The organism is Ruegeria sp. AB10, assembly GCF_056542745.1.
On the sequence record NZ_JBQGAI010000004.1, the window covers coordinates 87,737 to 112,071 of the forward strand.

Sequence of the window (24,335 nt, forward strand, 5' to 3'; positions counted from 1 at the left end):
GTCAATCCACCAGCCCGTGACGGTAGAGTTCCGCAAAGAACGCGTCCGGTCGAGCACCGCTCACAACCCGCAATTGAGGAAAGCGGAAATCCAGGTAGCCACTGTCAAGTTTCGCGCCCAACTTTTTGTCGACAAGGTCGTACGGGTCCCGCAAGGGGCGCGGCGCGTCGCGTGCGTGTTCAGAATTGGTGTCGTCTTCCTCCATCTGGCTCGCAGCAGAAATCAGGTAACGCCAAGGTCCCATGGTGTCGCGTTCCCATCGCAGCATGACAGAGTGCAGAAGGCTGGGATCCGCCATTGAATAACCGACCAGAACCGTGCCCGCGTTTAAGAGTTTGTCTTCAATCTGATTTGGCAGCCAGTTCGCCGAGCGAACCATCTTGAGCGTGCGGCCTATGTCAAATCCGACATCGTCGCTTTGTTCATGCACACAGCCGAATAGCTTCAAAACGATCGGCACACGGTTCTTGAAGCACCAATCATGCACCGGACCGAATTCTGTCGCACTGCCAGCATCGACGATCACCGAGGAGGACTCGACGTGTTCGCGAACCATCCTATCGATTTCGCAGAAACGCCACAGCTGTTCATCTTCGAATTCTTCTTGTTGCGGATCCATGTTGCCGCGGTATTTGTCAAAGTGTTTCATGTCCTTGCGCTCCGCCGGCGTGTTCGGGGCCGTGACGGCAATCAAGTTGAAGGGGCGCTCTGTCTGCTCCTTCTTGGCTTCGAAATACTCGCGGCTGAAAAACAGATGATCGTCTTCGAGACCCGAAAGCTTGTTGTCGAGGCGGAAATAGTCGTCATCGCGCATCACGTTGAAATGCGTCTGCCGCCATGTACCATCGGCGATCGGCGACACCAGCACGAAAGGAACCTGCGACAAGACAAGCTGCCGCTCCAGAAGGCTGTCGGTGTTGCTCGTCGCCAGTATCGTGGCTTTCGCCGAACCACCTTGCTCTTTGTAATCATCAAGCAATGTTCGCATCCGATTGCAGATAGCGACATAGTCGGTCGGAGCTCGTAACGCGACCTTTTCTCTAATCAGGTCCCGGATATCTTCCTGCGGACTGGCGTCCCGCTGCTCAAGCCGCTTGTAGATGCTGAACAAGGTCGCAGCCCGATCAAGCGAGACGACCGCTCCGCTGTCAATTCCGCATTTTCCCAGCAATTCTTCGGCCAATTCGCGCGGGTCGAATACAGAAGCAAGCTTGCGGTCGGGCCAAACCGGGCCGACAAAGATGGCAAGGCCGCCGCGGCGAATGTCTGCGGCAAGCATCTTGGCTGCATCGACGGCGTTTTGGGCCAAGGCCACAGTTGCCGAAGACTCGGGTTCCGAAAAATCCTGATCTCGGTCAGGCAGCGCGTCCCCGGCCGTGACCCGTCGTATCGCAAGCGCTATTTCCCGCACTGACGGCATACCATCGCGCTGAGGGAAGCTATAGATCAGACCTTGGCGCAGCCAACCATCCCAGTCATCGGGCAACGTATCGCGGGTGATATTGTTTCCCAAGCACATGGTTTCCGCCAGCGGCAGCTTGGTCGCCCCGCTGAAAGCTGCGCGCAGTGAGCGCACGAACTCGATCTCCTGACGCTGATAGGGACCCAACACCGGAACCGCCCCGGGTTCCGAACCTTCACCTGGTTCCCCGACACACATCAGCACGAGCCGACATCTCTTCAGGACGTTCTGGATTTCGTCATCAAGACCGCGCTCTGTTCTGGTTGGCAGGTCGACTTCGTCGATGAACACCTTCAGATTGAGCAACTTCAGCGCCTTGGCCAATTTACGCGCCCAAACACTGTCGCGCGAGCCGTGGCTGTAACTGATGAAGACATCCAAATCAATTTCGGTGTTGTGTTCTGCCAATATGTGCTCCGTGACAATCTTGGGTAATAGACAAAACGATTAGTGCAATTAGAGGCATCAGATGGGGGCCGGTCAAGTTAAAGCGGTTACAATTCTAGGGCCGGACCCGGCGATCACGGTGTTATTATTGCTGATCTCGATGCGGCTTGCGGGGTTCGAAAGCCTGCGAACTCAGGGGAACTCCGGGCTGTCAAAGCACACCCATTTGGCAAATCTGTTGATATCACTACATCCAGAAGGTGATGCGTAAACGGATTTTCTCGCCTTTGACTCTAGTGTCCTAAAGTGATGAAAAACGAAGGTTTCGCGCCGCATGGAACAGATTATCGCACGTTTGCACGCCATTTCGGCCGTGTTCAGAGTTTTCGCTGAACCCCTTTATAAATCGACCAGGTTATGACTGCTCATTTTCCGCGATAATTCGTCAATCATTGAAATACCTGGGCGTGCATGGCTTAATCTCAGTGCGTATTTTCAGCTAAGGCATTCTCTCATGGCACAAAAATTCAATAGCAAGGACCCAAATGCACGGGCCGCCCATGTATTTGTCATAGAATTGCGCACCCGGATTGCCTCGCAACACCTGCCCTTTCAACACGGTGATATGCAAACCGCTCTGATCAGCCTTCGCGACCTGTTCGGGATCGCGCGGCGCACCATGTGCGCTCATCCAGGATGCCAGAAGTTCGCGGATGAAGTGATCCCGAAGTTAAACCAAGATTTGCGCTGGATGACAGCCAAGTGGCACAGGTTGTCGCTTGCTGGTGAGCTGAAGACACGCGATGGCGCCGTAGCGTTTCGCCGCGATTTGATGCAGGTGCAAGAGGAGCTGCGCAAGCTCGTCGTCAGCCTGAATGAAATGGCCTACGGACCTCCGGATGCAGAGTCCCGCGACACGCAAGACGTGGCAGAGCAGGGGAAAAGGAGCGAAACCGGCGCCTTAACTAAACCCGATACATTCGGAGGTAAGCTTGAATTCGGCATTCCAGCAGACGGGCATATGCAAGACGCGGACAGACGCCAGATCAATGCTGCTGAGGCCGAGGAAATTGCAAAACGGCGCGCGTTGCAAGACACTTCGCACCCACCCGGTGAAGCGGCTCAGAGCACCAGCGACACCGGCCTTAGCGATGCCGCAGGTCTGGCATTCTCCGGAGGAGGCATCCGTTCTGCCAGTTTTTGTCTCGGCATCGCACAGGTGCTTGCGGACAAGAAGCTTCTCACACAGTTTGATCTGCTCTCCACAGTGTCAGGTGGCGGATACACCGGGTCTTTCCTGGTACGCCGTATTGCGGATGGATCTCAAGAGGACGTTGCGGCCCCGAACGGGCCGGACGCCGAAGCGATCCAATACCTTCGCCGTCGCGCCGCTTATCTGGATGCAGGCAGTTTGCGCAAAACGCTTCCTCAGGCCCTGACTCTACTTGCCGGCATGATCCTGAACTGGACGGTGCCCGCCGCAATCGTTGCCGTACTGACGATGTTCTTGTTTTTCGTCAATCCCTTGACGATTTTCGGCGTGAAAATCGGGAACGTCTGGGAAAACGCGCATTGGATTTCCCTGGTCTTCGCGGTTGCCGCGCTCTCTGTATACGCTTGGGTGAATCGAGATTGGTTGAGGTTGCGGCATTTCTTGCTCTGGGGGCTGTGGGGCCTTGCAGGTGGCTTCCTTCTAGGCGCGCTTCTGCTCTGGGGCTACGAAAAGCTCTACACCGCCGGTGGCGAAACCCAATCCAATATCACCCCGGTTGCTACGGCCGCCATTATTTCTGCCGGGCTTCCCTTGTTTTCGCGCTTATTGCCGATGATAGGAACGGTTTGGGTTCGTCGCGTCGGAAACAATATCGCGTTGACGCTAGCGGCTATTTCGATTCCGCTGCTCTCGATACTGTTCGGGTTTTGGCTCTATTCTTTCAGCGGTACTACCGGTCCGCTATTTTCAAACTCAACCCATCCCATTCTGGCGGGCGTTACGCATACCGGCGCCGCGTTTGTTCTGACCTCTGTTTTGGTTGCCACAGCAGTGTTCCGCGTGGACATCAATTGGACAGGTCCCCATTGGCTTTACCGCGAAGGGCTGCGAAGAACCTTTGTGCAACTGCCGGAACCGGATGACCGGACAGCGACACGCGAGCCAGGAACAAAAGGCATCAAAGCCGTTGCTGCAAGGTGGAAGGCAAGTATTTCGCAACTCATGCACGCGCGGTCCGACGAGAACAGGAACAATATTCCCATCTCAGAGATCGACCCACAGGGCAAAGCCCCATATTTGCTTATGAATGCAGTGGTGAACTTGCCCTCGAGCAAACTGCCCAAACTGCGTGAACGCAAAGGGGATTTCTTTTTGTTCTCGCGGCGCTTTTGCGGCTCGCCTGTCACGCGGTACACCGAGACGCCTAAATGGGTTTCGCGGAACGAAACGCTTGATCTGGCAACAGCTGTTGCGATTTCCGGTGCTGCCGTTGCACCACAAATGGGGCTTCTCAGCATCTCAGCCGCGCGGGCCCTTTTGTCTTTTCTCAATGTGCGGCTGGGCTTCTGGGTGCTCAATCCACATCTGACCTACAAAGGGTTTCGTAAAGTACCCGGTGCTTGGCAATTGCTGCGCGAAATGTTCGCGTACCGGATGGATGCCGACGAACCCTGGGTAATGCTGACAGATGGCGCACATCTGGAGAATTCGGGCGTCTACGAACTCTTGCGGCGGCGCTGCCGATTTATCGTCGCCATCGATGCGAGTGCCGATCCAAACGGCAAATTCGATACGTTGCTCACCCTTGCGCGGCACGCGAGAATTGACTTCGGCATTCGCATCGAACCCAAACTTGACGACCTGCGCGTTGATCCTGATACCGGATTAGCTCCGGCTCATGGGATCATGTGCGATGTTATCTATCCCGATCTCATCAACCCCGACGGATGCAAGGCCGTCATGCTCTACATCAAGACTGCTGTCACGGGGAACGAACCCGCACTTATTCAAGCATATCAAGACGCCAACCCGGCCTTTCCGAACCAATCCACCCTTGATCAGTTCTTTGACGAGCATCAATTCGAGGCCTATCGAAGACTGGGGGTGCATTCCGCGGAAAGCCTATTCGAGGACGTTTTGATCGGCAGCGGCAAAATACCGGACACGGTGCGCGAGTGGTTGTTGCGTCTATACCTGCGCATCCCACCAGAAGCACCGGACGACCGAACGGCGCTGTGACCCGGCATGTCAAAGTGGCACTTGCGGTACCGATGGTAAGAGTGACGGGTTGCAGGGGCCGAACTGGACTCCGATAGGATTCGAGCCTACGCTGAGACATCAATGTTTGGCCTAATTGTTTACTTCGCGAGGCTTCATGTGTCGTGGATCAGAGTTTCAGTAACTGCTTTATTCCTTTCAATGGTCTACCCGCTGATTGCCGACGGGATAGCGCTGGCCGCCGGCGAAAAGGAAAACCCTGCCCCCCCTAGCGACGTGATTTTTGTTCCGCCTGAAATCGGCACACCAAGGGATCGAATGGGCGCAGGAACCAGGGATGTGCCATCACAAACGACATCCGGGGCACTGCTGTTGCTGGTACCGGAAGATGGCGGGCTTACAACTTTGCCATCTCCGCCCTTGGTTTGGCGGCTGACGCGCGGCCACAGAGGGGACTTGGTAGTGGGGTTGAAACCCTCCGGCGCGGATGGCCCGCAGTTTCGGATTAAGGGTCCTTTCGCCGCTGGCGATTACGGGTTGGATCTGAGCCGACAGAACGTTTTGCTGGACACAAATCTGGTTTACCTATGGCACGTCACGCTGGTGGACCAGAACACGGGTGCCGTTATCCAGAGGGCAACCGGTTTGATCGAGCGCCTCCCGGAAAGCTACAGGTCCAGCAAACCCGCGGCGAAAGGCTATTGGTTCGACGCGCTTTCCGAACTTGTGGACATAAGCCTCAGCGGGCGAATACATGCGACGAAACCGGATCAATTCGAGCAACTCATGGTCTCAGCCGGTGTAGGTTCTTGACCCAAAGCAACCGAAACCGGGTCTGGAAGAGAGCCTCATCGCTCATGCCGATCTGGCAAAGGTGGGTATTGGTTGGTGCCATCACATTGATCTCCGGCGTCACGTTGATTGAGCTTCGGCAGAGAGGCGTGCTGGAACCTCTTGAGCTTGTCCAATACGACTGGACAACAACAGTCGCCGCCGATCCTGAACCGATAGCGGACGTTGTCTTGGTCCCCGTTTCCGACCGAGATCTGAGTGAATGGGGCTGGCCCGTTCCCGACAGCCATTTGTCGCAGATAATTCGGAATTTACTGGCCGCCGGTGCGACGACCGTAGGTGTCGATATTTACAGGGACGTCCCCGCAGGTGAAGGGCTGGAAGATCTGCTTGACGTTCTCAACGATCTACGGGTCGTTGTGATATCGAAATTGCCCGATCACCGAGGCGTACGAATTGAGGCCCCGGCTGGTGCTCGAACAGGGTTCTCTGACATTCCGATCGACCCTGACGGCGTTGGTCGGCGTGCCTTGTTGCTGGTCAATACGCAGGATGGGATTTCATTGTCGTTGCCGTTGCAGCTGGCCGCAACCCATACCGGGCAATCCGCACTGAAAACCGATCCTGAAAATCCGCGCCTACTGATGTTGGGCAACACGGTTGTCAAGCCTTTGGCAAAGGGCTCAAACCTGTTTCGCAAAGCCGATACCGCAGGCTATCAGATCATCATCGAATACAAGAACAGACTGCCGATTGTGCAAAGCGTACCGGCAGCAGACGTATTGGCCGGGATCGGCCTTGATCAATTCAAGGGAAAAGCGGTTATCATCGGCATCACAAGCCATTCAGTGAAAGACTATTTTTCAACGCCGCTCAATCGTTCGACCGGAGCCAGCTTTACCTTCGGCGCCGAAATCCACGCCGTTATCCTTCAGCAACTCATCGATTATTCCAACGGTCGGCTATCCCCGCTGACCTCAATGAACGGTCTTTTTTCTTCACTGATTATACTTGCCAGTGCCTGTGTCGGGGCGTGCGTTTCAGTCTTTGTTCGGGTTGCCGGCCACGCGGTATTGGTCGCATTCGTCGGCGGCGTTCTGATCACCTTCGGCCTGTCTGCTTTTCAACAATTTGCGCTGTTGGCACCTGTGGTTCCATCCTGGCTGGCCTGGACATTTGGGTTTCTTTCCGGGTTCGCAATAATATCAGGGTTTTCGCGAAACCAACGACGTGCCATCGCCCAGGTTTTCTCATCCCATCTGTCCGAAGAGCTATCCGCCGAAATCTGGCAACAGCGCAAGAATCTGCTGTCCGGCGACAAACCCAAATCCCGCAGGTTGTTTGTTACCGCGCTGCTTGCCGATATCGAAGGTTCCACCCGCATTGGAAACTCAATGGGCGCGGATGATTTCATGGCATGGGTGGCGCGCCTTCTGGACAGATTGGGCGAAGTGGCCCGTGACCACGGCGGCTTTGTCGAGAAATACACCGGCGACGGAATCCTGGTGGTGTTCGGTGCACCAATTCCAAGCGAAACACAGGACCAAAGAAAGACAGATGCACAATCGGGACTGCGATGCGCACGCGCCATGCGCTCTGCGGTAATCGAGTTGAACAATGTGCTGCACAATCAACCCAAGTATGGGTTGCGCATAGCACTGAACAGCGGCGAAGCGATCGGCGGAACTCTCGGTGTCAGCGGGTCCATGCACTACAATGTCGTTGGCGATACGCTAAACATCGTCGCGCGACTGGAAAGCTGGATCAAAACTCTGCCGCCCGAGGAAGATGGCCTGCGACCGATCTGCATGACGATCGACACAGCGCGCCTGATCGACGCCAAACTGGATTGGCCGGTGCTTTCGGGACTGTTCCACGATGATGGTGAAACGGAAATCCCGGTGGTTGAAGCCTCTCATCTTGAGTGAAGACACGAAGCTTTGGGCGGGCCGCGTATTCTGTTGTATTTCAGCGTCTTGTTATTGTCACGTCGACAAAGAAAGCGTCGTCAAAACGACCTTGATTGGAACGTATGGACTTTCCTTTCACAAATCCCGGCGAAAATTTCTGAGTGATTGAAAATGGCACAACCCTGGATTTCCCAAACAAATATCCCGTGTTTCCCGAGATACGCAGTTTTCCTTTGTCTGATAGCGATGCACGGTACTTTTTGGACCGCGACGCCCCTCCCTTGGTAAAGTCCTGAGCACTAACGAGTTGGAACCCTGCGGCTGATTTTCGGTATACCAATCGCAATACCGTTTTGGGTCTATCGTTGGCGAGTTCTCCACCTTTGTAGCGTGGGTCCGCTCGTCTTGTGACTTCGATGACGTAGTCGCCATAAAAAGTGTTTTGAGACGTAATGCTTGTGGACGGCGCGGGCATTGCCGCCAATGTCTGGCCCCTCGTTTGCTGGTCAATTTGCTTTCGCGGCTCTGGTTTGGCGACGTTTTTCAGTACCGCAACACTTTCGGCGGTCAGGTAGCCGGTGCTGTTGGCGCCGTTATTGCCTTGAAACTTTCTGAGCGCGGCACGCGATCGAGGTCCGAATATTCCATCCTCTGCCCCGGCCGAAAACCCAAGCGCGTTCAGGCCGCGTTGAATGCTCCGATAATCGTTTCGGCTCAGATTCAGGCCGTCCTCGACACCCGCATTTGAGACCGGCGGTGGTGCAGACTCTTCCTTGCGGCTTTCGTTTCGAGGAACTGAAATCGTCGTTTTCGGGGTGACGAGCGTGGCAACCTTTCGATCAGTTTGGTTGACCACATCCGTAATCCGTTGCGAGTACTCCCCTGCACGTGTGTCCGGATAAAGCTGCGCGATCAGTTTCAAAGCGTTCTGTTTTGCGAACTCGTCTTCCAGCTTCATGGCTTCGCTCAAAACGCGTTGTGCGGACTGTTCGCGCTCATCAATGGGAGCAGCCACGGCAGTATCAATAGACTTATTTTCAGCTTCTACGGGCGCTTTGACTGCTGCAGGGACAAGAAAAATATCATGCCCGGGCAACGAGCCGTAAGTGAAGGGTTCCTGATATCCATCTGTCAGGTCGTAAACCGTATCTCGTACCTTGCGGAACATTTTTCCAAGTTCCAGCCCCGGAACCTCGATATGCTCGAGAAAGGCTTGTGCGTAAGGGCTGTTTCGACCGTCCCCGTCCAGCGCCAACGTCCCGCCACGCGCCGAATAGCCCACAAGAACGCCGCTGGGATCGATACGACCCAGCCCTTGTCCGATCGACCGGGTCGCGGTGGTTCGAACCATATCCGACACAAACGGATTGTTCCGGCAGGCATCAACAATCACAAGCTTCAGACCTTTCGCGGTCGATACAGCATTCAGAACCGTCTCAAGCCGGATTGCCTCAAATTCTACATCCTTGTCACTCCTGAGTTCGGCATTTGTCGGTATCAGGTAATTTGTGTTGTCGATTTCGATCCCATGGCCCGCAAAATAGACCAAGGCCATCTCGGCATCGGCCATTTCCTCAGAGAAATCCCTTAGTGTCAGCCGCATTTCGCGGTAGTCGAGATCGTTTCTTGCGGTGACCTCAAAGCCGATCCGCGCAAGAGCGGCGGCAATATCGTTGGCGTCGTTTGCCGAGTTCGGAATATTCGATACATGCTCATATTGTGCGTTTCCGATCACGAGGGCCACGCGTTTTGCATGAGACATTTCAGCAATCGCCGCACCCAATCCGAACACCAAAACGAAACTCAGGTGCTTCCACGATCCACAAAAGCCTAGGAGCAGTTGGCGCGCTAACATGGTAATTCGTCCGCTGAAATCGAAACCATATTAGCACAAATTGGATTGCGGCGCGACTTTGCCGTCAAATTGAGCGTCCATACCCGGACCTCAAAAAGTCGTTTTGCAGATACTAAAACGTCGATCCAGGGGATGGCTCAAAACGTCATCAAGAAATGAAAGGTTTGACCCTATTGGCGGATTTCAGATAATTCCACTTATGACTCATCACCCGATCTTATGGACGTTCCGCCGCTGCCCATATGCAATAAGGGCACGCCTCGCATTGGTGAGCTCGGGTGTCAAAGTCGAATTGCGTGAAGTTCTCTTGCGGGACAAACCAAAGGCTTTCCTGCAGACATCGCCATCCGGAACAGTGCCGGCACTTCGCCTGCCCGACCACGTTGTTGACGAAAGCCTGGACATCATGATCTGGGCGCTCGAACATAATGACCCGCAGCGGTTGTTGGACATGCCTCGTGAAGGCTGGGACCTGATCGAGACAAATGATGGTCCATTCAAGGCTGCATTGGATCACACAAAATACGCCACGCGATACCCGGAACTGGACGCCAATACAGAGCGTAACAGGGCGGCAAGCTACCTGCTGAACCTCGAAGAACGGCTGACCGGGCAGCCTTGGCTTTTCGGAGATCGCCCCACCCTTGCCGATCTGGCGCTTTTGCCATTTGTGCGCCAATTTGCCCATATAGACCGGGCGTGGTTTGATGCTCAGGAGTGGCCGAATTTAATAGCATGGCTGAATCGCTTTCTGGAAAGCGAAGCCTTTTCGCAGGTGATGAACAAATACTCACCGTGGTCAGAAGGCGATACCCCGACCTGGTTCATAGGTCGAGCCGTGAGTGTGATTCCAACTGGTATCTGCGACGCAGACTAATCCAACATGCTGACAGAATGTGAAAACGCCATTCCCACTTGGCGGAATGTTGAGTAGCAGATCACGCTCTCGGACCGCCGATAAAGCAGCGATCAGACTTCGCCCCAATACAAATTCCCGTCTTCCGGCCATTGTAGCTGAACAGGTCAGGCGTCAAATCCGTCATTCGCTGACACCGTGCAGGTTGCGCCTGGATTGCCGGATAGATTCCCCATATTCCTGAATGTAAATTTTGTTGAAATGCGAATAGCTTTCGAAACCACTTGCGGTCGCAATTTCCCTTGCTGAAAGCTCTGTATCAAGCACCAAACTTCGGGCACGTTTGAGACGCAAGAGGCGATAGTGTTTTGCTGGCGTCGTCCCAAGCTGGCAGGCAAATTTTCTCTCAAGTTGGCGAACCGACAGCCCGACTTCCTGCGCGATATCGGCCATTAGCCTTGGTTCTTCTATCGAGGCTTCCATAATTGAGATGACACGCGACAAATGCGCATCCAGAAAATTTCTTGTGGAACTGGCGCCAAGAGGTTGTTCAAGGCCAGCGCTTCGGGCGCGCTCAAGGACCAGCAAACTTGCAAGTTCAGCCAAATCCTGCGCGCCAAGAACTTCCGAAAGCGCTCTCAGCATCAGTTCGACGGTATGCCCAGAGCCCGCACATGTTGTTATGCCAGCGTTCTCTTCAGCAAGGCTTTTCGTAAGCGTGGGAAAGTCACCTTGCATATGCAGTGAGTAAGCATCTTTCCAATGCGTCGTAATTGGTCCTTCGAAAGGTGCACATGCCTTGATGAAGGCTGTGGCGGCTTCCGACAGCAGATAGACGGGCTTTCTGCATTTCTGCATTGCCCTGACCCGCTGCATCCAAACACTGTCGCCGCAAGACATACCCCCAACAACGATCAGGCAATCTGGCAATAAGCTCGCCTTAGTGGCTGGCCCGGCCCGCACGGCAAGCTCACAGTCACTGGCAATCAGCCCAGGTGTGTCGGATGCGATTGTCCAGTTCAGGGACACATCTTTGGACAGCGTATCTGCCAGTTTCAGCACACTGGTGACAGAGGACACCTCCAGCGCAGAGAACCCGTTACGGACGAAAATCTCAAAGCTCAACTTACGTTTGCCGATAGACGGATTGACCCTTGATGCATTGGTCTGCAGTTTGCTCATTTGGGACAAGTGGGTCATCTTGCTCTCCATGCTTGGGTTTTTTTGAGGATACCCTTTGAGGCGATGAGGTGCAGGATGCGTGCTGCGGCGTTGGTGTAGAAGATCATCATTCCCATTGCCGCTGCCGGTGCGATATCGCCTGCATCGTCCATGTTCAGCACCGCGATCGAGGCCAGTGTTGTTTTCGGCGAATACAGGAACACCACCGCCGACACCGTCGTCATCGCGTTGACGAACAGGTAGATCGAGATGTCCAGCACCGCCGGCAGGCAGACCGGCACCGTCACCCGCGCGAACAGCTTCATGGTCGGCTGCTTGAGCGAGGCCGAGACCGATTCGAACTCGGTATCCATCTGCTTGAGCGCGGTCACCGCAGTCAGGTGCGACACGGTATAGAAGTGGGTCACCGAGCAGATCACCAGAATGGCCATGGTGCCGTAGATCGCATTCAGCGGGTTCGAGGGGTTGTTGAAGAAGAAGATATAGGCCAGGCCCAGCACCATTCCGGGGATCGCCATGGGCAACATGGCAAACATCTGGAACAATGCGCGGCCGGTTTTGAACCCGTTCGACTTTTCAACCAGATAAGCCCCGAAGAACACGATCGAGGTGCCGATCACCGCGGTCAGCAGCGCCATCTTGATCGAGTTGAAATAGGACCCCCAGCCGCCGCCATCCATCTTGTCGAACTGATAGTTGTTCAGGCTCAGGCTCAGGTCATAGGGCCAGAACTTGATCAGCGCGGCGAACTGGCAGACCGCCAGAAGACCCAGGATGAACAGCGCAACCAGGCTGCAATAGATCAGCATGATACGGTCGGTTTTCGGGTTCGGGCTGGGCTGATACGGCACCGAGCGCGCCGACAGCAGCGCCACCTGTTTCGACTGCACCAGACGGTCGATGGCAAAGGCCAGGATCGCCGGAACCACCAGAACAACCGACACCACCGCGCCCATCTCAAAGTTCTGCTGGCCGATCACCTGCTTGTAGATGTCCACCGCCAGAACGTTGAACTGACCGCCGATCACCTTGGGCAGGCCAAAATCGGTGATCACCAGGTTGAACACCACAAACGCCGCCGAGATCAGGCCATAGCGCGCGCCCGGAATGGTCACCGTCCAGAAGGTGCGCCACGGGGTCGAGCGCAGGCTCGAGGCGGCCTCGTAAAGACGCGCGTCCGAGATTGCCAGCGCCGTCGAGATGATCAGGAACGCATGGGGAAAGGTGAAGAAGACCGAGCCGATCACGATCCCTATGGGCCCGTAGATACTGGCTCCGAACAGCAGCTCTTTCAGCATCCCCTGATTGCCGAACAGATAGACCAGCGCGATACCGGGCAGCAGCGACGGCACCAGGATCGGGGCCATGGCGACCAGCCGGAACACACCCTTGAAGCGCATGCAGCTGCGGTTCAGCGCATAGGCGAACCAGAAGGCCAGCGTGACGGTGATGATGGTGCTGACGACCGCAATCCACAGCGAGTTCTTGATCGAGTTGAACAGCGCCGGGGTCGAGAAATAGCTGATGAAGTTGTCAACACCGGTCGATTGGACAGGCCGCAACTGCACCCGGCGGAAGGTGTTGGAATCCAGCTCGACCCAGTCCGTGCCTTTTTGCAGGTTCGATCCGATCAGGAACCGGCCATCGGGCACGGTGTTGCGGATCTGATACATCACCGGGCTGCGGAAACTGAAGTCGGGGAAGAACGGTGTCACCGACAACCGCCCGTCTGCCCCGGTCGAAAGCTCCTGATCGGTATAGGCGCCGGTTTCAGCGTTCAGCTGAGCGCCGTTCAGGATGGCTCCGCTGAACACGCCGTTGTCGTCGCTGACCTGGAATTCGTATTGCGACAGCTCCATCCGGTAGGTCGAGAACGACTTGGACAGCATCGCCCAAAGCGGGAACGCCAGGGTCACGACCAGATAAAGCGCGATGACCATCATGCCGCCGCGCATGATGAGATCGTCGCGGCTCAGCTTGCCCTTGATGACCGGGCCGGCGGGCAGAGAGGTGGTATCGGTCATCAGCCCTCCTCCGCCGGGGTAAAGGCCATCAGGCGGTTGCGGGGCAGTTCGATCATCATCTTGCCGCCCTCTTCAAGGCCCAGACGGCGCACCGCGTTGATCGAGAAATCGGCGATCAGCTCTTCGGCGCCAAAAATCTCATGCGACAGACGGCAGCGCCAGAACGAGCCCAGGAATTCCATCTCGTTGATGCGCACTTCGAAGGCATTTTCCGGCGTGGTGATGATATCCGGCGCACCCGGAGACCGCGCCCCTTCGCCATGCGGGATGATATCCTCGGGACGGACGGCGGCAACGATACGGCTGCCCTTCTGATGATCATGGGGTTCACATTTCAGAACCGAACCGCCAAGCTCCAGACTTTCAGCATCACCCGCGACCGCAGGCAGCTGGTTCATCTCACCGATGAAGTCGGCCACGAACAGGTTGGCCGGGTGGCGATAGATCTCGGTCGGGGTGCCGACCTGTTCGATCACCCCGTGGTTCATGACCACGATCCGGTCGGCCATGGCCAGCGCCTCTTCCTGATCGTGGGTCACCATCACCGTGGTCACGCCCAGCTTGCGCTGCAATTCCTTGATCTCATGGCGCAAATGCACGCGCACCTTGGCGTCCAGCGCCGACAGCGGCTCGTCCAGCAGCAGCAGGCCGGGATTGGTGGCAATCGCCCGCGCCAGCGCGATCCGCTGTTGCTGGCCGCCCGACAGCTGGGCCGGGTATTTGCTGCCCTGATCCGGCAGGCCCACAAGTTTCAGCAACTCGGCCACGCGCACCGCGATCTCGGATTTGCTGCGGCCGGTGTTTTCCAGCCCGAAGGCGATGTTCTTTTCGATCGTCAGGTTCGGAAACAGCGCATAAGACTGGAACACGATGCCGAAGTCGCGCTCGGACGGGGGCAGGTTCGACACATCCTTGCCATCCTGCATCACCGTGCCCTTGGTTTGCAGGTCCAGACCCGCAATGGCGCGCAGCAGGGTGGTCTTGCCGCAGCCCGAAGGCCCCAGAAAGCAGATGAATTCACCTTCGTTGATGTCCAGCGAGATATCCCGAAGGGCCAGAAATTCGCCAAAAGCTTTCCAGAGGTCTTGGATACTCAGATAGAGATCACCGGGAGAGGTTTTCTTAAGCACTGGGAGGGGTCCTTGAGCTTTGCGCAGCAGCCATGACAAGAGAGTGGCCAGAAATTCGCCGCGCCGTTCACATGAGATGTAGGGGAGTTTATCCAAAAAACCGGAGGAGCATTAAGCCCCTCCGGCTCGAGTGGTTTACTCTTTGGGTTCGGACTTGCCGTCATAGCGCGACTGCCATTCCTTCAGGATGGCGGCGCGGTTGTTGGCGGCAAACTCGAAATCATTGTCGATCATCGCGTCCAGCAGGCCTTCGGGGAAGTACTCAACCGGCTTGGCAACGCCCGGCATCGCAACAACCGCGTACCCGCTGTTGTACATCTCGTTGGCTTCCTTGGTGACCGAGAAATCAACCAGCTTCTGCGCGGCTTCCAGCTTGTCGGTGCCCGCTACAATCGCGGTGGCCTCCATGTCCCAGCCAACACCTTCGCTCGGTACGATGATTTCCAGAGGCGCACCTGCCGCCTTGGACTTGGCGCCACGGAAGGCAAACGAGATGCCGATCGGAATCTCGCCGGCCGCAGCCAGCTTGCACGGCTTGGACCCCGAATGGGTGTAGCGCGCGATGTTCTCGTGCAGGCCGTCCATGTATTCCCAGCCGCCCTCTTCACCAAACAGCTGCAGCCAGCTCGACACGTCCAGGAAACCGGTGCCCGAAGAGTTCGGGTTCGGCATGATCACGTGGCCCTTGTACTGCGCGTCGGTCAGGTCCTTCCACGAGGTCGGCGGCGTCAGACCGGCCTTTTCGGCCTCGACCGTGTTATAGCAGACCGACGCCACCCAGGCGTCCATGCCAACCCAGCTGGGCACATCGCCGCTGTCGACGAACTTCGCATCCAGCTTCTCGACACCAACCGGCGCGTAGGGCTCCAGCATGTCTTCCGACTTCAGCAGCAGCAGCGAGGTCGCAGCCAGACCCCAGACAACGTCAGCCTGCGGGTTGTCACGCTCGGCCAAAAGCTTGGCGGTGATGATGCCGGTGGAATCCCGCACCCAGTTGATCTGAATATCCGGATGCACCGCGTTGAACTGTTCCGCGTAACGCGCCAGATCCTCGGCTTCAACCGCCGTATAAACCGTCAGCTCGGTTTCGGCCGCAGCAGACGACGCAACCAGCGCCCCCACCACTATTGCTGCAAACTTCAAAGTCGTGTGTTCCATGATTTCCTCTGTTGGGTGGCAAATACCGGATTTTGCCAATTTCTTTTTATAGACAGGCCGGTCACAAATGAGATGGCCGCCTTGGTTGGCTGGTTACCGGAATTTTTGTATTTCACTTGCGCAATAGTCGCCGCGAACCAAACTCTGACTGGAATATGATCCGCACGTACATTCGGAACTTCAGCTTCTGAACCCGAGTTGGCATGTCTCGAATCCATATGGCTTCCAAATGCCTGATATTGCGTAAGATCGTGTATCCTGACGCTTTTGGCTTCAGAATACTTGCTAATCAAAGCCGAGATGTTAATCGTCCATATATCCCCTCTCGTTACTGTAAACTCTCATGCGGATTTCTGTGCCCAGCTCTGCAAGTGGCAAGCCCCTTACAGCGCGGCTTTGAACAAGGTGGTCAGGTTGGCTTCGGTCAGTTCGATCGGGTTGCCACCGCAGGACGGGTCGATGATCGCGCCCTGGACCAGTTCAGGGATCGACGCCTCGGTCACGCCCAGATCGGACAGTTTGCGTGGGATGCCCAGAGAGTCGTTGAACTCCTGCACAAAGGCACGGAAGCCGTCAAAGCCACCATTGACGTTCAGATATGCGGCGGCGGATTGAAAACGGTCTGCGATGGCAGGCGCGTTGAACTCCAGCACCGCAGGCATACAGACCGCGTTGGTGGTGCCATGGTGAGTATTGAACACCGCGCCTACCGGATGGCTCATGGCGTGGATCGCACCGAGGCCTTTCTGGAAGGCTGTCGCGCCCATCGCCGCCGCGCTCATCATCTGGGCGCGGGCCTCGATATCGGAACCGTCGGCATAGGCGCGTGGCAGGTATTCCATCACCAGACGCATCCCCTCCAGTGCGATACCCTGGCTCATCGGGTGGTAATGCGGGCTCGAGAACGCCTCGACGCAGTGCGCGAAGGCATCCAGCCCCGTGCCCGCAGTGATGAACCTGGGCATCCCCACGGTCAGTTCCGGATCGCAGATCACCACGGTCGGCAGCACCTTGGGATGGAAGATGATCTTCTTGGCGTGCGTCTCGGAATTGGTGATGACACTGGCGCGGCCCACCTCGGACCCCGTCCCCGCCGTCGTCGGCACCGCAACGATCGGAGCGATGGCATCGGCGTCCGCTCGGGTCCACCAGTCGCCGATATCCTCAAAATCCCAGACAGGCCGCGTCTGACCGGCCATGAAGGCAACCATCTTGCCCAGATCCAGACCCGAGCCGCCACCAAACGCGATCACCCCATCGTGGCCGCCTGCCTTATAGGCCGCAACACCCGCATCAAGGTTCTTTTCATTCGGGTTCGGATCCACGTCGCTGAACAATCCGCGACCCATCCCTGCAGCTTCCAGGATATCCAGCGTCGACGAGGTGACCGGCAGATCGGCCAGCCCCTTGTCGGTCACCAGCAGAGGGCGCTTCATGCCAGCCGCCACGCAGGCCTCAGGCAGTTCCGTGATCCGGCCAGCACCGAATTTGATTGCGGTCGGGTAGGACCAGTTTCCAACAAGGCTCATGATGTCACCTTCTTCAGATGGTAGGATTTGGGACGTGTGAGGTTGTGATAGCCGATCACCGACAGGCCACCCCCACGCCCGGTATTCTTGCAACCAGTCCAGCACAGGCCCGGATCCAGATAGTCTGCCCGGTTCATAAACACGGTGCCGGTTTCGACTTGGTCGCCGACCCGCGCCGCACGATCCAGATCGCGGGTCCAGAGGCTGGCGGTCAGGCCGAACTCACTATCGTTCATCAGCGCGATCGCCTCGTTATCCGAGGACACTTTCATGATGCCCACGACCGGGCCAAAGCTTTCGTCCCGCATCACGCGCATATCGTGGGTGACATTGGTCAGGATTTGTGGGGTCAGGTAGGCACCACCATCATCTTCGGGGAATGCATCGATATGGGCGACGGCCCCGGTTGCGACAGCCTCGGCAATCTGCGCGCGAACCTCGTCGGCGAACCGCACGTTGGCCATCGGACCGATCGTCGTCTCAGCGTCCATTGGATTGCCCAGCTTATAGCCTTTCACGATCTCCACCGCCTTGGCGACGAAATCATCATAGAGGCTTTCATGCACGTAAATCCGCTCGATCCCGCAGCAGCACTGGCCCGCGTTGAACATAGCCCCGTCGATCAGAGTATCCACGGCGGCATCCAGATCAGCGTCGTCCATCACATAGCCGGGGTCCTTACCGCCCAGCTCAGTCCCGACACCAGTAAAGGTACCTGCCGCTGCTTTCTCCATCGCCTGCCCGCCACCGACCGAACCGGTGAAGTTCACGAAGTCGAACGCATTGCCTGCGATCAGGTCATTGGTCACATCATGGCTTAAGAACACGTTCTGGAACACGTCCTCCGGCACCCCCGCAGAATGGAACACCTGCGCCATCCGCTCACCCACCAGCAGGGTCTGTGTGGCGTGTTTCAGGATCACGGTATTCCCCGCAATCAGCGCCGGGGCTACCGTGTTGATCGCCGTCATGTACGGATAGTTCCAGGGCGCCACCACAAACACCACCCCATGCGGAATGCGCTTGATGTAACGTTTGAAGGTCTCATCCTCGCCGACTTCGATATCGGCGAGTGACGTATCGGCAATCTGCGCCATATGGTTGGCGCGCTCGTTGAACCCGCCGAACTCCCCACCATAACGAACGGGACGCCCCATCATATGCGCCAGTTCGGGAACGATCTCATCATTCATCGCACCAACGGCTGCCACGCCCGCCATCACAAGATCAATTCGCTCCTGCAACGGCCGCGCCGCCCAAGCTGTCTGCGCCGCCCGCGCCCGCGCCGCTGCCTCAAACGCTGCCTCACGCGACAGAACCGCACGTTCCGCAAAAACCGACCCATCAATCGGCGAGACACATTTCAACATCTGCCCCATAGTCACTCCATTTCCGAAAGAAACAGGATCCCCTGCTTCATCTGTCCTTAAATATCCCGGGGAGCGCGAGGGGCTGGCCCCTCGCTCCTGCCCTCTACGCCCGCTCGAACCCGCGGGCAATTTCCCAATCGGTCACCACGCGCTCGAACTCTTCGATTTCCACTTCAGCAGCACGGGCATAGTGATCCACCACATCATCTCCCATCGCGGCACGCAGCATGGCTGACCCATGCAGCGCATCCTGCGCAGCGCGCAGGTTGCCCGGGATCATCCCGGTCTCGCCCTGATAAACATCGCCGGTGGTCGGAGGCTGCAAGTCCAACCCCTCTTCAATCCCTGCAATCCCTGCAGCCAGCATCCCTGCCATCGCCAGATAGGGGTTCATGTCCGAGCCCGGAATCCGGCACTCGACCCGCACCGCCTTGGTGCCGTCACCGCACAGCCGGAAGCCTGCGGTGCGGTTATCCACTGACCAGATGATCCGCGTCGGCGCAAAGGTCCCTTTCATGAAGCGTTTGTAGCTGTTGATATAAGGCGCCATGAAATAGGTGTAATCGGCAGCGTATTTCAGCAGACCGGCCATATAGGCTTTCATCAGCGCCGACATGCCCAGCTCATCACCTTTGTCGTAAAACGCCGGCTGCCCATCTGCCCAAAGCGACTGATGGACATGAGACGAACTGCCGACCTTCTCATGATGCCATTTCGGCAGGAAGGTCGCCGCGTGCCCGTGCTGCCAGGCGATCTCTTTCACCGCGTTCTTGGCGATCGAATGATACTCGGCCGTGTCCATCGCAGGCGCGTATTTGATGTTCAGCTCTTCCTGCCCGGTCTCTGCCTCGCCTTTCGTGTTTTCAACCGGAATACCCGCATTCCACAAATGGTTGCGGATCGGGCGCATCACATGTTCTTCCTTGGTGGTCTGCAGGATGTGATAATCCTCGTTATAGCCCGAGATCGGCTCGAGATCGCGGAACCCTTCCTTGCGGATCGCATCAAAGCTCTTCTCGAACAGGAAGAACTCCAGCTCGGTGGCGCACATGGCGTCATAGCCCATCGCCTTCAGGCGGTTGACCTGTTTCTTCAGGATCGAACGCGGCGCGTGGGGCACTTCTTCATGCGTATGGTGATCCAGTACATCGCACATCACCATTGCCGTGCCTTCCAGCCACGGCACCGGGCGCAGCGTGCTCAGGTCCGGCTTCATCACGTAGTCGCCATAGCCCCGTTCCCAACTGGTCGAGGCATAGCCGTCCGGCGTGCCCATCTCAAGATCGGTGGCCAGCAGATAGTTGCAGCAATGGGTCTCTTCCCACGCGCCTGCCACGAAATGACCCGCATGGAACCGTTTGCCCATCAACCGCCCCTGCATATCGACCATGCAGACCAAAACGGTGTCGATCTCTCCGGCAGTAACCTGGGTCGCAAGTTGTTCGAATGTTAAAGGTGCCGTCACGTTGCACTCTCCTTGATCGGGATGTCTTTCAAAGCCGGTTCCAGCAGCGTCAGGATGTCCCGCGCCATATCGGCAATCTGCGTTTCAGTGCGCATCAGATCGTTACGCACTTCGATCATCACATTCGCCAGCCCGCGGCTGAGCGCATGTAGTTTCAACGAATGGGTCACCCCGTCCGCCGGCCCATAGGGTTCGTTTCGTTCCACGCGCCGGTGCGGTATGCCTCCGGCGCGGCTGAGCATCGCATCGACCAGACGGCTATCGTCGTCATGCAGCAGGCCCAGCTCGACACTGCGCGGCTGGCCGTAGAAGACCGGCGTGAAGGAATGCACCGTCACCACCACCGTGTCGGGTCCGCGTTTGTCCAGTTCAGTGGCCACGGCAGCGCAAAACGGGTGGTAGACCGCGTCTGTGCGTGCGTCGCGCTGCAACTGCGTCAGCCCAACATTGCCCGGCACCTCGATCAGCTCGGATTTTTCGGGCATGGCGCTGGCCGCTTCGGGCGGACGGTTGCAGTCATAGACAAGTCGCGACACGGTCGAGGTCACAGCCGTGGCATCCAACGCCTGCGACAGGGCCCGCGTCAACGCAAGCGCGCCGGGATCCCAGGCGGCATGGCTGTCGCGATCGGCATCAGACAGGCCGAGGCCATTATACTCCGCCGGAATCCTGTTGCTGGCATGTTCGCACAGCAACAGGGCGCGCCCTTTGCCGCCGGGGTTGATGATTTCAACTGGCTTGGTTTCCATGTGCTCTCCCGTTAGCCCGGCTGCCCTGCGTGCAGCACATCCAGCAACTCGGCATGAAGCGCGGGCGTCGCCGCCGAAATGACAGCCCCGTCCGACTCGAGCGTCAGGGCGTTGCCGTCCCAGTCTGTCATCACCCCTCCGGCCGCTTCGATCAGCGGCGACAGAGCCAGGTAATCATAAGGTTGCAGATCGTAATCCACCACCGCGTCCACATGGCCGGCGGCCAACAGGGCATGGGGATAGCAATCATAGGCAAATCGCCGTGTCTGCCCCGCCTGCATAAGGCGGCTGAACACATCCGGGTGGTCGCGATAGATCTTGTCGCCCTCATTCACGAACAGGATCGCCTGATCCAGCCGCGTCTGGTCCGAAACGTGGATCGGCTGGTCGTTCAGCGTCGCCCCCTTGCCAACGACCCCCACAAAGGTCTCGTCCAGAGCGGGCATTCCGACAACACCCAACTCGGCCCGGCCCTCGCTCAGATGCGCCAGAAGGAAGCCGAACAGGGGGTGCCCGGACAGGAATGACCGGGTGCCATCAATGGGATCGATGACCCACATATGGCGCCCGTCGCCCATATCCTTGCCTTCTTCCTCCCCGAACACACCGTGATCGGGGAAGTGCTGTTTCAGATAGGCGCGCACCTCGGCTTCGACCTGTTTGTCAGCCTGCGTGACCGGGCTTTCGTCGGGCTTGAACTCGATCCCCAGCCGCCCGCGGAAGTACCGCATCGCCGCGTCCGAGGCAACTTTCGCAACCGCCTTCGCGTGGTCTTCCAATATGTTGGTGTCCAACATCAATCGATCCTTACGCCTTGATGCGTTCCATCTTGGGGTCGTAGAGCGGCTGCAATGTCACGTCACAGGGCACCCGCTCGGTCGCGACCTCAAGCTCATAACTGCCAGAGGTCACGTAATCGGCATCAACCCCGTCCGCATCGCGAATGTAACCATAACCGATTGATTTGTTCACAGTATAGCCATAACCGCCCGAGGTCAGCCAGCCCACCCGTTTGCCATCGCGATAAATAGTTTCACGCCCTTGCAGCACGATATTGGGGTCGACGGTAAAGCAGGCCAGCATCTTGGCGACGCCCTCGGCCTTTTGCTTCTCGGCTGCGGCGCGGCCCTTGAAGTCGATGTTCTTGCGCAGCTTCACGGCCCAGCCCAGCCCGCTTTCGAACGGGGTGTGGTCGGGTCCGATATCCGACCCCCAGGCGCGATAGCCCTTTTCAAGCCGCAGCGATTCAATCGAGCGATAGCCCGCGTTGACCAGACCGTGCGGTTCGCCTGCCTCTTTGAGCGCATCATAGACGGTTTGGGCATATTCCACCGGCAGGTGCAGCTCCCAGCCCAGTTCACCCACATAGGTCACGCGCAGCGCTTTGACCGGGCAACCGGCGATGCCGATGGTGCGGATCGTGCCGAATTTGAACCCGTCATTCGACACGTCATCGCGTGTCACCGCCGCCAGAATATCCCGCGCCTTCGGGCCCATCAGCGACAGAACCGCGTTGGACGAGGTGATATCGAATAGCTGACAGTTCATACCTTCCGGAATGTTCCGGTTGATCCAGTCGAAATCATGGGTGGCGAAGCCGGTACCGGTGACGATGTAGAACTCATCATGCGCCACGCGGCCAACAGTCAGGTCACATTCGATGCCGCCCTTGTCATTCAGCATCTGGGTATAGACCAGCGCGCCCACCGGCTTGTTCACATCATTGGCGCAAATCCAGCTCATCGCCGCCAGCGCATCGGGTCCTTTCAGCGAAAACTTGGCAAAGGAGGTCTGGTCATACAGCACTGCCGCCTCGCGCGCGGCCTTGTGTTCGCGGCCCACGGCGGCAAACCAGTTCTGGCGGCCAAAGCTGTAAACATCCTTGGCGATCTCGCCCAGAGACGCATCCGCGTACCAGTTCGGACGCTCCCAGCCCAGCTTCTCGCCAAAGCACGCGCCCTGCTCCTTGAGCGTGTCGTAAAGCGGCGATTTGCGGCAGGGGCGGCCGCTGTCATGTTCCTCATGCGGCCAGGCCATGGTGTAGTGTTTGCCATAGGCCTCGACCGTGCGGGTGCGCACCCAGTCGGTATCGAAATGTGGGCGGCCAAAGCGGCGGATATCGGCAGACCACAGGTCAAACGGCGGCTCGCCATTGTGGACCCATTCGGCCAACGCCATGCCTGCCCCGCCCCCGGCGGCGATACCAAAGGCGTTGAAGCCAGCGCCGACGAAGAAGTTGCTCAGCTCCGGCGCCTCACCGATGATGAAATTGCCGTCGGGGGTGAAGCTTTCCGGCCCGTTGGTCAGGGTCTTGACGCCCGCATTTTCCAACGCTGGCACCCGCCCCAGCGCCAGCTCCATCAACTGCTCGAAATGGTCGAAATTGCTGTCCAGCAAGGTATAGTGGAAGCCCTGCGGAATACCTTTGGTGGCCCAGGGGATCGGGTTGGGCTCATACCCGCCCATGACCAGACCGCCGACTTCTTCCTTATAGTAGGTCAGGCGATCAGGGTCGCGCAGAGTGGGCAGGTTAGACGGCACATCGAACGGTTCGGTCACCATGTACTGGTGCTCCATCGGCACCAGCGGCACGTTGACGCCGAACCGGCCCGCAAAGGTGCGTGTCCACTGGCCTGCACAGCAGATCACCTTTTCGCACTCGATCCGGCCATGTTCAGTGATCACAGCGCGGATCTTGCCATCCTCGATCTCGATATCGGTGACTTTGGTGTCTTCGAAAATCTTCGCCCCGGCCATGCGCGCGCCCTTGGCCAGCGCCTGCGTGATGTCCGACGGGTTCGCCTGACCATCGGTCGGCAGATATGCGGCCCCGACCACGTCCGAGACATCCATCAGCGGCCACAGTTCCTGCGCCTCTGACGGGGTCAGCAACTGCATGTCCAGACCAAAGGAATGTGCGGTGGTGGCCTGCCGCTTGACCTCGGTCCAGCGTTCCTCGTTACAGGCCAGCCGCAGACCGCCATTCATCTTCCAGCCGGTGCCAAGCCCGGTTTCTTCCTCGATCTTGTTATACAGATCGACCGAATAGCCCAGCAACTGCGTGATATTCGCGTTCGAGCGCAGCTGGCCCACCAGACCCGCCGCATGGAACGTCGTGCCCGAAGTCAGCTTTTTGCGTTCCAGCAGCACCGTATCGGTCCAGCCCAGCTTGGCCAGGTGATAAGCGGTCGAGCACCCGATGATGCCGCCTCCGATAATGACGGCTTTGGCTGTTTTGGGAAGGTCGGTCATATC

General features: G+C 57.5%; 16 protein-coding genes. 4 read left to right on the plus strand and 12 right to left on the minus strand.

Annotated features, from left to right (window positions below):
• Position 1 precedes the first annotated feature (1 nt).
• Positions 2-1,870 carry a TIR domain-containing protein gene (locus ACR0NT_RS10035; protein WP_170674818.1) on the minus strand — a complete coding sequence of 623 codons (1,869 nt, stop codon included), beginning with the start codon at positions 1,868-1,870 and terminating at the stop codon, positions 2-4.
• Positions 1,871-2,363: 493 nt separating this feature from the next.
• Here ACR0NT_RS10035 and ACR0NT_RS10040 point away from each other — a divergent pair, with 493 nt between their 5' ends.
• From ACR0NT_RS10040 to ACR0NT_RS10050, 3 genes are all read left to right on the plus strand, one after another.
• Positions 2,364-5,081 (plus strand): patatin-like phospholipase domain-containing protein, encoded by a 2,718-nt coding sequence (locus ACR0NT_RS10040; RefSeq protein WP_170674730.1) that lies wholly within the window; start codon positions 2,364-2,366, stop codon positions 5,079-5,081.
• Positions 5,082-5,183: 102 nt separating this feature from the next.
• Positions 5,184-5,873 carry a DUF928 domain-containing protein gene (locus tag ACR0NT_RS10045; protein WP_170448266.1) on the plus strand — a complete coding sequence of 230 codons (690 nt, stop codon included), beginning with the start codon at positions 5,184-5,186 and terminating at the stop codon, positions 5,871-5,873.
• A gap of 44 nt (positions 5,874-5,917) precedes the next feature.
• Complete coding sequence (locus ACR0NT_RS10050; protein ID WP_170674820.1) at positions 5,918-7,780, plus strand: CHASE2 domain-containing protein; 1,863 nt, start codon at positions 5,918-5,920, stop codon at positions 7,778-7,780.
• Between the two features lie 40 nt (positions 7,781-7,820).
• Here the strand turns inward: ACR0NT_RS10050 and ACR0NT_RS10055 are convergent, their stop codons facing one another.
• Positions 7,821-9,617 (minus strand): caspase family protein, encoded by a 1,797-nt coding sequence (locus ACR0NT_RS10055; RefSeq protein WP_170674822.1) that lies wholly within the window; start codon positions 9,615-9,617, stop codon positions 7,821-7,823.
• 199 nt (positions 9,618-9,816) lie between these two features.
• Here ACR0NT_RS10055 and ACR0NT_RS10060 point away from each other — a divergent pair, with 199 nt between their 5' ends.
• Entirely contained in the window at positions 9,817-10,494 is a 678-nt protein-coding gene (locus ACR0NT_RS10060; RefSeq protein WP_170674824.1) for a glutathione S-transferase, read from the plus strand.
• A gap of 162 nt (positions 10,495-10,656) precedes the next feature.
• On the opposite strand, the gene ACR0NT_RS10065 is transcribed toward ACR0NT_RS10060, so the two are convergent.
• The 10 genes from ACR0NT_RS10065 to ACR0NT_RS10110 all read right to left on the minus strand — a co-directional run bounded on the left by ACR0NT_RS10065 (position 10,657) and on the right by ACR0NT_RS10110 (position 24,332).
• Entirely contained in the window at positions 10,657-11,673 is a 1,017-nt protein-coding gene (locus ACR0NT_RS10065; RefSeq protein WP_170674826.1) for a helix-turn-helix domain-containing protein, read from the minus strand.
• Positions 11,670-13,679, minus strand: coding sequence for a putative 2-aminoethylphosphonate ABC transporter permease subunit (locus ACR0NT_RS10070; protein WP_170675116.1), 2,010 nt, complete (start codon positions 13,677-13,679; stop codon positions 11,670-11,672). Before ACR0NT_RS10070 ends, ACR0NT_RS10065 begins: the two co-directional genes overlap by 4 nt.
• Entirely contained in the window at positions 13,679-14,809 is a 1,131-nt protein-coding gene (locus ACR0NT_RS10075; protein WP_480443005.1) for a putative 2-aminoethylphosphonate ABC transporter ATP-binding protein, read from the minus strand. The genes ACR0NT_RS10070 and ACR0NT_RS10075 overlap by 1 nt, the downstream gene beginning before the upstream one ends.
• Before the next feature lie 135 nt (positions 14,810-14,944).
• Complete coding sequence (locus tag ACR0NT_RS10080; protein WP_480443007.1) at positions 14,945-15,967, minus strand: putative 2-aminoethylphosphonate ABC transporter substrate-binding protein; 1,023 nt, start codon at positions 15,965-15,967, stop codon at positions 14,945-14,947.
• 383 nt (positions 15,968-16,350) lie between these two features.
• A complete protein-coding gene (locus ACR0NT_RS10085; RefSeq protein ID WP_170448277.1) occupies positions 16,351-17,496 on the minus strand; it encodes an iron-containing alcohol dehydrogenase in 1,146 nt (381 codons plus the stop codon).
• A complete protein-coding gene (locus tag ACR0NT_RS10090; protein WP_170675102.1) occupies positions 17,493-18,875 on the minus strand; it encodes an aldehyde dehydrogenase family protein in 1,383 nt (460 codons plus the stop codon). Before ACR0NT_RS10090 ends, ACR0NT_RS10085 begins: the two co-directional genes overlap by 4 nt.
• A gap of 94 nt (positions 18,876-18,969) precedes the next feature.
• On the minus strand, positions 18,970-20,256 hold the full coding sequence (locus ACR0NT_RS10095; RefSeq protein ID WP_480443085.1) for a glutamine synthetase family protein: 1,287 nt from the start codon (positions 20,254-20,256) through the stop codon (positions 18,970-18,972).
• A 71-nt stretch (positions 20,257-20,327) separates the two neighbouring features.
• On the minus strand, positions 20,328-21,080 hold the full coding sequence (locus ACR0NT_RS10100) for an N-formylglutamate amidohydrolase (RefSeq protein ID WP_170448283.1): 753 nt from the start codon (positions 21,078-21,080) through the stop codon (positions 20,328-20,330).
• Between the two features lie 11 nt (positions 21,081-21,091).
• A complete protein-coding gene (locus tag ACR0NT_RS10105) occupies positions 21,092-21,877 on the minus strand; it encodes an inositol monophosphatase family protein (RefSeq protein WP_170448286.1) in 786 nt (261 codons plus the stop codon).
• Positions 21,878-21,887: 10 nt separating this feature from the next.
• Positions 21,888-24,332 (minus strand): FAD-dependent oxidoreductase, encoded by a 2,445-nt coding sequence (locus ACR0NT_RS10110; protein ID WP_170448288.1) that lies wholly within the window; start codon positions 24,330-24,332, stop codon positions 21,888-21,890.
• Positions 24,333-24,335 lie beyond the last annotated feature (3 nt).

What these genes read in the sequence shown, in the direction of transcription:
- ACR0NT_RS10045 (WP_170448266.1), top strand. Translation starts at nt 5,184, where the DNA reads ATGTTTGGCCTAATTGTTTACTTCGCGAGGCTTCATGTGTCGTGGATC.
- ACR0NT_RS10095 (WP_480443085.1), bottom strand. Translation starts at nt 20,256, where the DNA reads ATGGTCGATATGCAGGGGCGGTTGATGGGCAAACGGTTCCATGCGGGT.
- ACR0NT_RS10090 (WP_170675102.1), bottom strand. Translation starts at nt 18,875, where the DNA reads ATGGGGCAGATGTTGAAATGTGTCTCGCCGATTGATGGGTCGGTTTTT.
- ACR0NT_RS10050 (WP_170674820.1), top strand. Translation starts at nt 5,918, where the DNA reads ATGCCGATCTGGCAAAGGTGGGTATTGGTTGGTGCCATCACATTGATC.
- ACR0NT_RS10080 (WP_480443007.1), bottom strand. Translation starts at nt 15,967, where the DNA reads ATGGAACACACGACTTTGAAGTTTGCAGCAATAGTGGTGGGGGCGCTG.
- ACR0NT_RS10100 (WP_170448283.1), bottom strand. Translation starts at nt 21,080, where the DNA reads ATGGAAACCAAGCCAGTTGAAATCATCAACCCCGGCGGCAAAGGGCGC.
- ACR0NT_RS10060 (WP_170674824.1), top strand. Translation starts at nt 9,817, where the DNA reads ATGACTCATCACCCGATCTTATGGACGTTCCGCCGCTGCCCATATGCA.
- ACR0NT_RS10085 (WP_170448277.1), bottom strand. Translation starts at nt 17,496, where the DNA reads ATGAGCCTTGTTGGAAACTGGTCCTACCCGACCGCAATCAAATTCGGT.
- ACR0NT_RS10110 (WP_170448288.1), bottom strand. Translation starts at nt 24,332, where the DNA reads ATGACCGACCTTCCCAAAACAGCCAAAGCCGTCATTATCGGAGGCGGC.
- ACR0NT_RS10055 (WP_170674822.1), bottom strand. Translation starts at nt 9,617, where the DNA reads ATGTTAGCGCGCCAACTGCTCCTAGGCTTTTGTGGATCGTGGAAGCAC.
- ACR0NT_RS10070 (WP_170675116.1), bottom strand. Translation starts at nt 13,679, where the DNA reads ATGACCGATACCACCTCTCTGCCCGCCGGCCCGGTCATCAAGGGCAAG.
- ACR0NT_RS10105 (WP_170448286.1), bottom strand. Translation starts at nt 21,877, where the DNA reads ATGTTGGACACCAACATATTGGAAGACCACGCGAAGGCGGTTGCGAAA.
- ACR0NT_RS10065 (WP_170674826.1), bottom strand. Translation starts at nt 11,673, where the DNA reads ATGACCCACTTGTCCCAAATGAGCAAACTGCAGACCAATGCATCAAGG.
- ACR0NT_RS10040 (WP_170674730.1), top strand. Translation starts at nt 2,364, where the DNA reads ATGGCACAAAAATTCAATAGCAAGGACCCAAATGCACGGGCCGCCCAT.